The following is a 10,285-nucleotide window of genomic DNA, read 5'->3' on the forward strand; positions in this document are numbered from 1 at the left end:
CGCGCCGACGGGCGCCACCCCCCGCCAGGGGCGGCGCCCGCCGTCGCGGGGCGCGCTGCTCAGGCGCGCACGTCGCGCTCGTTCGGGACCGCGTGCGTCATGACCAGGCCGGTCACGTCGCGCGGGCCGTTCTTGCCGAGGTTGGCCGCGCGCTCCAGCTCCTCCTCGGTGAGCGTCTGGGTGGCCAGCGGCTCGAGGTGGCGCACGTCGTCGGCGGTGATGCCCAGGCCCTCGCCCACGCGGCGGCCGTACTCGTCGTCCGCCATGAACATGTGCCAGACCATCCGCTCCTGGATGGGGCGGATGCACTGCGAGAGCGCGTCGACGAAGTTCGCGACGAGCTCGTCCTTCTCCCAGTCCTCGGAGAGCTGGAAGCGCTCGCCGGCCTGCTGGTAGTCGTTGGTGCGCGGGATGCGCTTGCGGGTCAGGCGGCCGCTGATGACCGGGCCCTGCTCGTCGTGCGTGGGGTAGGTGCCCTCGCGCAGGCCGCCGATGATCGACGGCTCGTAGTTCACCGTCGGGTTCTCCCCGCCGCCGTCGACGTGGTACGCCATCTGCCCGTCGCGCTGGTTGGTGCGGACCGCGGCGTTCTTCGCCTGGTTCACCGGCAGCTGCAGGTAGTTCGGGCCCACGCGGTAGCGCTGGGTGTCGGAGTAGGAGAACGTGCGCCCGACGAGCATCTTGTCGTCGGAGAAGTCCAGGCCGTCCACCAGCACGCCGGTGCCGAAGGCGATCTGCTCGCTCTCGGTGAAGAAGTCCACCGGCTTGCGGTTCAGGACCATCTTGCCGATCGGGGTGAGCGGGAAGACGTTCTCCGGCCACACCTTGGTGTCGTCCAGCGGGTCGAAGTCGAGCTCGGGGTGCTCGTCGTCGCTCATGACCTGCACGAGCAGCTCCCACTCGGGGTAGTCGCCCGCGTCGATCGCGGCGTAGAGGTCGCGGGTGTGGGGGCCGAGGTCCTGCGCCTGCACGGCCGCGGCGTCCGCGGAGGTCCACGACTTCACGCCCTGCTTGGGGTGCCAGTGATACTTCACCAGGACGGTCTCGCCCTGGGAGTTGACCCACTTGTAGGTGTTCACCCCGAAGCCCTGCTGGGTGCGGTAGCTCGCCGGGATGCCGCGCGGGGAGAACACCAGGGTGAACATGTGCAGCGACTCCGGCGTCTGGCTGGCGAAGTCGAAGACGCGGTTGGGCACCTGGCGGTCGAAGGTGACCGGGTCGGGCTTCTGCGAGTGGATGAAGTCCGGGAACTTGATCGCGTCGCGGATGAAGAAGACGCCGAGGTTGTTGCCCACGAGGTCCCAGTTGCCGTCCTCGGTGTAGAACTTCACCGCGAAGCCGCGCGGGTCGCGCAGCGCCTCGGAGGAGTCCCGGCCGCCGGCGACGGTGGAGAAGCGGATCGCCAGGTCGGTGCGCTTGCCCTTCTCCTGGAACAGCTTCGCGCGGGTGTACTTCGAGATCGGCTCGTCGCCGAAGCTGCCGTAGGCCTCGAAGTAGCCGAAGGCGGTGGTGCCGCGCGCGTGCACGACGCGCTCGGGGATCCGCTCGCGGTCGAAGTGGCTGATCTTCTCGAGGAACTGGTAGTTCTCCAGCGTGGCGGGCCCGCGGGCGCCGACGGTGCGCTGGTTCTGGTTGTCGTAGACGGGGTGGCCCTGACGGTTGGTCAGCACCGGGCGCTCGTCGCCCGGGGCGGACGGCTGGCTGGCGACGTCGGTCATCGCGCTTCCTCTCGTGGGTTCCTCGGCGGGTTCATCGGGGGTCCTTCGGGGGTTCACCGCTGGGCGCGGGCCGGTGCCGGGGCGGTGCCCGCCCGCGCGGTGCGGCAGTCGGGGCAGCGCCCCCAGAAGACCACCTCGGCCTCCTCGACCGCGAAACCGGCGGTGTCGGAGGGCGCGAGGCAGGGGGAGGGGCCGACGGCGCAGTCGACGTCCACGGTGCGCCCGCACTGCCGGCACACCAGGTGGTGGTGGTTGTCGCCCACGCGCGCCTCGTAGCGCGCCGGGTGCCCGGCGGGCTCGATGCGCCGGGCCAGCCCGGCGCGGGTCAGGGCGTCCAGGCAGTCGTAGACGGCCTGGGTGGACACCGCCGGCAGCACCGCGCGGGCGCGCTCGACGACCTCGGCGACGGCCAGGTGCTCGGCGCCGGCGGCGGCCGCGTCGAGCACCTGCAGCACCGCCGCGCGCGGGCGCGTGGCGCGCAGGCCGCGCCCGCGCAGGCGCTCCTGCGCGTCGCCGGTGGTGGCGGCCGGGGCGGCCGCGGGGTCGTGCACGTGCCCGATCCCACCAGCTGATCTGGAACCAGTCAAGACAGGAGGCCACCGCGCCGCTGCTCCCGCCGCACCTCCGGGGTGCCCCGCGGCGCCCCGGGGGCGTCTCAGGGGCGGCGCCAGTCGTCGGAGGTCATGTGCGAGCCGGCCATCGGGCCCATCTGCAGCATCCCGCCGTCCACCGCGTACGAGGCGCCGGTGACGTACGAGCCCTCCGGCGAGCACAGCAGCGCCACCACCGCCGCGATCTCGCGCGCGTCGCCGGGGCGGCGCAGCGGCACCCCGGGGCGCTCGACGGTGTGCGGGTCGACGTCCTCCTGCCCGGTCATCGGCGTGGCGATCTCCCCGGGGGCCACGGCGTTGACGGTGATGCCGTGCTCGGCCAGCTCGATCGCCGCCGTGCGCGTCAGCAGCCCCAGCCCGCCCTTGGCGGAGCAGTACGCCGCGGCGCCCACGCGGGGCTGGTGCTCGTGCACGCTGGTGATGTTGACGATGCGCCCGCCGCGCCCGGCGGCGACCATGCGCCGCGCCGCGCGCTGCAGGCACAGGAACGCCCCGTCCAGGTCGGTGCTGAGCACCTCGCGCCAGGCGTCGTAGGACAGCTCCAGCAGGGGCGTGCCGTCGCCCGTGCCGGCGTCGTTGACGAGCACCTCCAGCCCGCCCAGGGCCTCGGCCAGCTCGTCGACGACGTCCGCGGCGGCGGGCAGGTCGCGCAGGTCCAGGTGGCGCAGCTCCGCGCGCCGGCCCAGGGCGCGCACCTCCTCCGCCGTGGCCCGCCCGGCGGCCTCGTCGCGGAACCACGTCACGCCCACGTCGTGGCCGCGGCGGGCCAGCTCCACGGCCACCGCGCGCCCGATGCCCGACTCCGAGCCGGTGACCACCGCAGGTCCGGGCCGCCCGGACGCCTCGGCGCTGCGCAGGTCGCGGAAGGGGCCGGTGCTCTCGCTGCTCTGGCTGCTCATGCCCTCCCCCTACCCGCCCGCGCGCCGTGGACACCCCCGTGCGCGGCGCGCCCCGCGCGGCTGCGGGAGGATCGGGGCGATGGCCGCCGAGGACACCCCCCGCCGCCGGCCGGGCGCCGCACCCGCCCGCCGGCCGCGCCGCCCGCCCGCGCGCGCCTGGCCGCTGCCGCGCTGGGCCACGGGGCTGGTGCCCGGCCGCGCCCCGGCGAGCGCGGCGGGCCGGGACGCGGGCCGGGCTCCGGCCGGGGTGCTGGAGCGGGTGCTGCGCCGGGTGCTGCCGCTGCTCGGGCTGCTGCTGGTGAGCGCCGCCGGCGCGGGGGTCGGCTTCGCCCTGGCGCCCGGGCAGAGCACCTGGGTGGGCCCGCTGCAGGCGCAGGTGCGGGTGCACCCCAGCCTGCAGCCGGGCGTGCGCGTGGACCTGCCGCCCGTGGGGGAGATCACCTTCGGCACGCACCGCGCCCCCGTGGCGGTCACCGCGGGCGTGGAGTCCGTCGACCTCGAGGCCGCCTCGCGGCTGGTGCGCTCCCCGCAGCAGCTGCTGGCGCTGGAGCTGACCGCCCCGGACACCGTGCGCGCGGCCACCGTGCGCGCCGCCGCGTGGAGCGCGGCGTGCGGGGTCGGCGGGGCCGTGCTCGCCGGCGCCGTCGTCTACCGCGCCCGCCGGCGCGCCCTGCAGACCGGCGCGGCCTGCCTGGCCGTCCTGCTGGCCGCCGGCGGCGCCACCGCCGCCACCTTCGACGCCGCCGCCCTGCAGCAGCCGCGCTTCACCGGCCTGCTCTCGCGCGCGCCCTACGTGGTCACCAGCACCCAGGACGCCCTCGAGCGCCTGGAGTCCTACCGCAGCGGCCTGTCCGACATCGTGCGCAGCGTCAGCACCCTGTACGCCGTCAGCGGCAACCTGCCCGTGCTCGGCGACGGCGCCGGCGGCGCCCCGGGCCAGGACGTCACCACGGTGCTGCACGTCTCCGACCTGCACCTGAACCCCCTCGGCTTCGACCTCGTCGAGGACCTCGTGCAGCAGTTCGGCGTGCGCGCCGTGGTGGACACCGGCGACATCACCACCTGGGGCACCGAGGCCGAGTCCTCGTTCCTGGGCCGCATCGGCGGCCTGGGCGTGCCGTACGTCTTCGTGCGCGGCAACCACGACTCGGCCCTGACCCAGCAGGCCGTCGCCGCCCAGCCCGGCGCCGTCGTCCTCGACGAGGGGGCCGTCGCCGAGGTCGCCGGGCTGCGCTTCGCCGGCAAGGGCGATCCCGTCTTCACCCCCGAGGGGGAGGGCAGCACCGCCGAGGGCGAGGCCGAGCAGGTGCAGCGGCGCTCCAACGAGGTCCTCGCCGCGGGCATCGCCGACTGGGAGGACGGCAACCCCGACGACCCCGTCGACGTCGCCCTCGTGCACGACCCCAGCGGCCTGGAGCCGCTGCTGGGGCGGGTGCCGCTGGTGCTGGCCGGCCACCTGCACCGGCGCGGCGTCACGCTGGACTCCTCCGGGACCCGGGTCATGGTCGAGGGCAGCACCGGCGGGGCCGGCATCACCTCGGCGGGGCTGGACCGGCTGGCCGACGGCGAGCCGGTGCCGCTGTCGGCGACGCTGCTGCACTTCGGCACCGGCCCGGACGGCGAGGACCGGCTGCTGGCCTACGACGAGGTCACCGTCGGCGGCCTGGGGCTGGCGGAGGTCGGGCTGCAGCGCACCGTGCTCACCGACGCCGACCGCCCCGCGCTGAGCCCGCCCACCGCCGTCGCGACGCCCTCGGGCACCTCCGCCGCGGCCGCGCCGTGAGGGTCCCGGCGGCTCGCGGCGTTCGTGCTCGCGGCGGCCCGCCGCCGCGTACCGTGGGCGCCACCATGACGCTCCCACCCGCCCCGCACTCCCGCGTGCCCGACCCCGCAGCCCCCCTGGCCGACGACGCGCTGGCCGAGGAGATCGAGCTGTACGCCGACGTCGTCGTCGCCGCCTCCGAGAGCGAGGGCCCGCTCGCGGACAGCGACCTCGACCGCGTCCTCGGCGTCGACGAGGACGGCACCCGGGGCTGAGGCGCGCGCTGCGGGTCCGTCCCGGACCCGTCGCGGCCGCGCGCCGCGGCGGGTGCGCGCTGGGCCGCACGGGCGACCCGGCGGTGGGCCGGGTGGTGGGTGGCGTGCCGGGCGGTGCCGCCGCAGCGCTTAGAGTCCGCTGCGGACCGGGACCACACCGGTCCGCCCGACCCCCGTCTGCGGAGCACCTGTGCGTTTTCGACTCACCCCCCGGGACGACACCTTCGTCGAGCTCTTCACGCGCACCGGCGAGGTCCTGGTGGAGGCCACGACCGTCCTCACCGAGTTCGTCGGCAGCGACCCCGTGCGCCGCCCGGCGCTGGCGCGCCGGATGGAGGAGGTCGAGCACGCCGGTGACGAGGCGGCGCGCGCGGTGCTGCAGCGGCTGGAGTCCTCCTTCATCACGCCCTTCGACCGCGAGGACGTGCACCGGCTGGCCACCCTCCTGGACGACTGCCTGGACCGCATGCACTCCGCGGTGGAGCTGGCGGTGCTGTACCGGGTGGGCACCCTGCCCGCCGGCGTCGGCGACCTCGTGCAGGTGATCACCCGCCAGGCCGAGCTGACGCACCGCGCCATGGCGGGGCTGCGCTCGCCGCGCGACCTGCGCGCGTACTGGGTGGAGGTCGACCGCCTGGAGCACCGGGCCGACCAGGTCCACCGCGCCCTGCTGGTCGCCGTCCTGGGCGGCGAGCAGGACGCGATCGCGATCCTGAAGCTGAAGGAGGTCGTCGACGCGCTGGAGGAGGTCGCCGACGCCTTCGAGCGGGTGGCGCACGCGGTGGAGCTCATCGCGGTCAAGGGGGTCTGAGGGTGGGCGCCGTCCTCGTGCTCGTCGCGGTGGTCGTCGTCGTCGCGCTCGTCTTCGACTTCACCAACGGCTTCCACGACGCCGCCAACGCCATCGCCACCTCCGTCTCCACCCGCGCGCTGACGCCGCGGGTGGCCGTGGCGCTGGCGGCGCTGTGCAACCTCGCCGGCGCCTTCCTGGGCACCGGGGTCGCCGAGACCATCGGCTCGGGCATCGTCGACGTCGCCGCCGGCGTGGACGGGCTGCGCGTGGTGCTCGCCGCCCTGCTCGGCGCCACCGCCTGGAACCTGCTCACCTGGCGGCTGGGGCTGCCCACCTCCAGCTCCCACGCGCTCATCGGCGCGCTGGCCGGCGCCGGGCTGGTGGCCGGCGCGGGCGTGCACGGCGGGGTCCTGCTGGACCGGGTGGTCGTGCCGATGCTCGTCTCGCCGCTGGCGGGCTTCGCCCTGGCCCACCTGGCGATGGCCGGGCTGCTGTGGGCCTTCCGCCGCGCGGCGCCGGGGCCGACCCACCGCCGCTTCCAGGTCGCCCAGACCGTCTCGGCCGCCGCCGTCGCCCTGGGCCACGGCCTGCAGGACGCGCAGAAGACCATGGGCGTGATCGTGCTGGCGCTCGTCGCCGGCGGCTACCACGCCGAGCGCGCCGACGGCGGCGTGGGCGTGCCGTGGTGGGTGCAGCTGGCCGCGGCGCTGGTCCTGGCCGCCGGCACCTGGGCGGGCGGCTGGCGCATCGTGCGCACGCTGGGCCGGCGCATCATCGCCCTCGACCCCGCGCGCGGCTTCGCCGCCGAGAGCGTCTCGGCGGCGGTGCTCTACGTCGCCGCCCTGGGCTTCCACGCCCCGGTCTCCACCACCCACACCGTCACCGCGGCCATCACGGGCGTGGGCAGCACCCGCCGCCTCTCCGCGGTGCGCTGGGGGGTGGCCCGCTCGGTGGCGCTGGGCTGGCTGCTGACCCTGCCGGCCTCCGCGGCCCTGGCCGCCGGCCTGCACCTGGTGATGGACGTGCTCTGAGGGGTGCCCCCGGGCGGTGCGCCTGCCCGGGGCGCGCGGCGCTGAGACGCCGACGGCCCGGCCCCCCGAGGGGGACCGGGCCGTCGCCGCACCGGGGCGGCCCGGGCGGGGCCGCCGGGGCCGCTCAGCCGAAGCGGCCGGAGATGTAGTCCTCGGTGGCCTTCTGCGTGGGGTTGGAGAAGATCGTCGAGGTGCTGTCGATCTCGATGAGCTTGCCCGGCTTGCCCACCGCGGAGAGGTTGAAGAAGCCGGTCTGGTCCGAGACGCGGGCCGCCTGCTGCATGTTGTGCGTCACGATCACGATCGTGTACTCGTTCTTCAGCTCCCCGATGAGGTCCTCCACCGCCAGGGTGGAGATCGGGTCCAGCGCCGAGCAGGGCTCGTCCATCAGCAGCACCGAGGGGCGGATGGCGATGGCGCGCGCGATGCACAGGCGCTGCTGCTGGCCGCCGGACAGGCCCATGCCGGGCCTGTCGAGGCGGTCCTTGACCTCGTTCCACAGGTTCGCCCCGCGCAGCGAGGACTCCACGAGGTCGTCCATGTCGCTCTTCTTCATGCGCTTGGCGTTCAGCCGCACCCCGGCCGCGACGTTCTCGTAGATCGACATCGTCGGGAACGGGTTGGGGCGCTGGAAGACCATGCCGATGTGCTGGCGCACGGAGACCGGGTCGACGTCCTTGTCGTAGAGGTCCTGGCCGTCCATGACGACCTTGCCCTCCACGCGGGCGCCGGGGATGACCTCGTGCATGCGGTTCAGCGAGCGCAGGAAGGTCGACTTGCCGCAGCCGGACGGCCCGATGAGGGCGGTCACGGCGCGCGGCTCGATCGTCATGGAGACGCTCTCCACGGCGAGGAAGTCGCCGTAGTAGATGTTCAGGTCGCTCACGTCGATGAGCTTGGCCACGTCGGCTCCTAGGTCGTTCTGGTCGGGGGGGGGGCGCCGGCGGGGGCCGCTCAGCGGGTGCCCTTCGGGGAGAAGTAGCGCGAGATCAGGCGCGCCACGAGGTTGAGCGCCATGACCAGCATGATGAGGACGAGCGCGGCCGTCCAGGCGCGGTCCACGCCGGCCTGCGCGGGTACGCCCGGCTGCGTGTAGCTGTAGTACGCGAAGACGGGCAGCGTGGCCATGCGGCCCTCGAAGGGGTCGAAGTTGGTGCCGACGGTCAGCCCCAGCGTCAGCAGCAGCGGGGCGGTCTCGCCCGCCACGCGCGCCACCGCCAGGGTCACGCCGGTGGCGATGCCGGAGACGCTCGTGCGCAGGACGACCTTGACGATGGTGCGCCACTTCGGCACGCCCAGGGCGTAGGCGGCCTCGCGCAGGTCGTTGGGCACCAGCTTGAGCATCTCCTCGGTCGAGCGCACCACGACCGGGATCATGAGCACGGACAGGGCGATGGCACCCATGAGGCCGATGCGCAGCTGCGGCCCGGCGATCAGCGCGAACAGCGCCACGACGAAGAGGCCCGCCACGATCGAGGGGATGCCCGTCATGACGTCGACGAGGAAGGTGATGGCGCGCGCCAGGGCCGAGCGCGCCCCGTACTCCACGAGGTAGACGGCGGTCATCAGGCCGATGGGCACGGAGATGAGCGTGGCCAGCAGGGTCACGATGATCGTGCCCCAGATGGCGTGCAGCCCCCCGCCGCCCTCGCCGACGACGCCCTGCATGGACCAGGTGAAGAACTGCGCGTCGAAGCGGGCGGCGCCGCGGCTGACGACGGTCCAGACCACCGAGACCAGGGGGACCATGGCGATGAGGAAGGCCGTGGTGACCAGGGCGGTGACCACGCGGTCGGTGGCCTTGCGCCCGCCCTCGCGCACCCGGGAGACCAGGCCGATCAGGACCAGGTTCAGCAGCGCCGCCAGGACGGCCACGGCCGCCGGCGAGGTGCCTCCCGGCACGAGCACGGCCGCGGCGATCGCGATGGAGAGGACGAGGACGGCCCACGGCGTCCACCGCGGCAGCCCCGCCTTGCTCAGGGGCTGCTCCACGGCCGCCAGGGCGTCGCGCGAGGGTTGCGGGCTCCTGCCCGTGGTGGTGGTCACGACTTGGCTCCCGAGCGGGCGACGATCCAGCGGGCGGCGAAGTTCACCAGGAAGGTGATGACGAACAGCGCCAGGCCGCTCGCGATGAGGACGCTGGTCTCCACGCCGGCGGCCTCGGGGAAGTTCAGGGCGATGTTCGCCGCGATGGTGGAGGGGTTGGTGCTGCTGATGAGGTTGAAGGTGACCACGTCGGAGACCGACAGCACCAGCGCCACGGCCATCGTCTCGCCCAGCGCGCGCCCGAGGCCGAGCATCGCGGCGCTGACCACGCCCGAGCGGCCGTAGGGCAGCACCGAGTAGCGGATCATCTCCCAGCGGGTGGCGCCCAGGGCCAGGGCGGCCTCCTCGTGCAGGCGCGGGGTCTGCAGGAAGATGTCGCGGGCCAGCGCCGTGATGATCGGCAGGATCATCACGGCCAGCACGAGGCCGGCGGTGAGGATGGTGCGCCCGGAGGCGGAGGCCGGACCGGCGAAGAGGGGGATGAACCCGAGGTTCTCCGCCAGCCAGGCGTAGATCGGGACCATCGCCTGGGAGAGCACGACGATGCCCCAGATGCCGTAGACGATGCTGGGCACCGCGGCGAGCAGGTCGACCAGGTAGCCCAGGCCCTGCGCGGCGCGGCGCGGGGCGAAGTGCGAGATGAACAGGCCGATGCCCACGGAGAGCGGGGTGGCCACGACCAGGGCGATGACGGCGGCCAGGACGGTGCCGAACAGCAGCGGCCACACGTAGCCCACCAGGCTGCCGCGCGCGATCTCCTCGTCGGTGGTGAACGCCGGCAGCGACTCCCAGACCAGGAACGCGGCCACGGCGGCCAGCACGAGCAGGATGAGGACCCCGGCGCCGGTCGCGGTGCCGCGGAAGAGGGCGTCGCCGCGGCGCCTCTGCCCCGTGGCGATCGAGCCTCCGGGTCCTCTCTCGGGTGCTCTCGTGGGTGTGCTCACCCGTGGTCCTCCGTCTCGTGCGGGCCGACCGCCGCCGGGGGGCCGTCGGCGGGTGGGGTGGTGCCGGGTGCTGCGGTGGTGCCGGTCGTGCGACGGGGGGGGGGGGGGGGCGCCCCCGCCCCCCCCCCCCCCCCGGGGGGGGGGGGGGGGGGGGGGGGGCCCCCGGGTGGGGGTCGGCGCCTATGGGGGCACCCTCTCCCAGGTAT

10 protein-coding genes are annotated in these 10,285 nt (G+C 74.9%); 4 read left to right on the plus strand and 6 right to left on the minus strand.

The window, feature by feature from the left end:
- Positions 1-59: 59 nt before the first annotated feature.
- From ACRYMN_RS05285 to ACRYMN_RS05295, 3 genes are all read right to left on the minus strand, one after another.
- Entirely contained in the window at positions 60-1,718 is a 1,659-nt protein-coding gene (locus ACRYMN_RS05285) for a catalase (RefSeq protein ID WP_432492711.1), read from the minus strand.
- Between the two features lie 53 nt (positions 1,719-1,771).
- Positions 1,772-2,269 (minus strand): Fur family transcriptional regulator, encoded by a 498-nt coding sequence (locus tag ACRYMN_RS05290; RefSeq protein WP_432492713.1) that lies wholly within the window; start codon positions 2,267-2,269, stop codon positions 1,772-1,774.
- 104 nt (positions 2,270-2,373) lie between these two features.
- Positions 2,374-3,228 carry an SDR family oxidoreductase gene (locus tag ACRYMN_RS05295; protein ID WP_432492715.1) on the minus strand — a complete coding sequence of 285 codons (855 nt, stop codon included), beginning with the start codon at positions 3,226-3,228 and terminating at the stop codon, positions 2,374-2,376.
- 79 nt (positions 3,229-3,307) lie between these two features.
- On the opposite strand from ACRYMN_RS05295, the gene ACRYMN_RS05300 reads away from it, so the two are divergent.
- The 4 genes from ACRYMN_RS05300 to ACRYMN_RS05315 all read left to right on the plus strand — a co-directional run bounded on the left by ACRYMN_RS05300 (position 3,308) and on the right by ACRYMN_RS05315 (position 7,089).
- Complete coding sequence (locus ACRYMN_RS05300; RefSeq protein WP_432492717.1) at positions 3,308-5,011, plus strand: metallophosphoesterase family protein; 1,704 nt, start codon at positions 3,308-3,310, stop codon at positions 5,009-5,011.
- Positions 5,012-5,076: 65 nt separating this feature from the next.
- A complete protein-coding gene (locus tag ACRYMN_RS05305; RefSeq protein ID WP_432492719.1) occupies positions 5,077-5,265 on the plus strand; it encodes a hypothetical protein in 189 nt (62 codons plus the stop codon).
- A gap of 190 nt (positions 5,266-5,455) precedes the next feature.
- The gene (locus ACRYMN_RS05310) at positions 5,456-6,076 is read left to right on the plus strand and encodes a DUF47 domain-containing protein (RefSeq protein WP_432492721.1); all 621 of its coding nucleotides are present in this window, start codon (positions 5,456-5,458) and stop codon (positions 6,074-6,076) included.
- Positions 6,077-6,078: 2 nt separating this feature from the next.
- Positions 6,079-7,089, plus strand: coding sequence for an inorganic phosphate transporter (locus ACRYMN_RS05315; protein ID WP_432492723.1), 1,011 nt, complete (start codon positions 6,079-6,081; stop codon positions 7,087-7,089).
- 124 nt (positions 7,090-7,213) lie between these two features.
- On the opposite strand, the gene pstB is transcribed toward ACRYMN_RS05315, so the two are convergent.
- From pstB to pstC, 3 genes are read right to left on the minus strand one after another with little or no spacing between them, the layout of a single operon-like run.
- Positions 7,214-7,993 carry a phosphate ABC transporter ATP-binding protein PstB gene (gene pstB / locus ACRYMN_RS05320; protein ID WP_432492725.1) on the minus strand — a complete coding sequence of 260 codons (780 nt, stop codon included), beginning with the start codon at positions 7,991-7,993 and terminating at the stop codon, positions 7,214-7,216.
- A gap of 50 nt (positions 7,994-8,043) precedes the next feature.
- Positions 8,044-9,135: a phosphate ABC transporter permease PstA gene (pstA, locus tag ACRYMN_RS05325; protein ID WP_432492727.1), complete on the minus strand. Its 1,092-nt coding sequence runs from the start codon at positions 9,133-9,135 to the stop codon at positions 8,044-8,046.
- The gene (gene pstC, locus ACRYMN_RS05330) at positions 9,132-10,079 is read right to left on the minus strand and encodes a phosphate ABC transporter permease subunit PstC (protein WP_432492729.1); all 948 of its coding nucleotides are present in this window, start codon (positions 10,077-10,079) and stop codon (positions 9,132-9,134) included. The genes pstA and pstC overlap by 4 nt, the downstream gene beginning before the upstream one ends.
- Positions 10,080-10,285 lie beyond the last annotated feature (206 nt).

This window comes from Kineococcus gypseus (assembly GCF_050871305.1).
GTDB lineage: Bacteria > Actinomycetota > Actinomycetes > Actinomycetales > Kineococcaceae > Kineococcus > Kineococcus gypseus.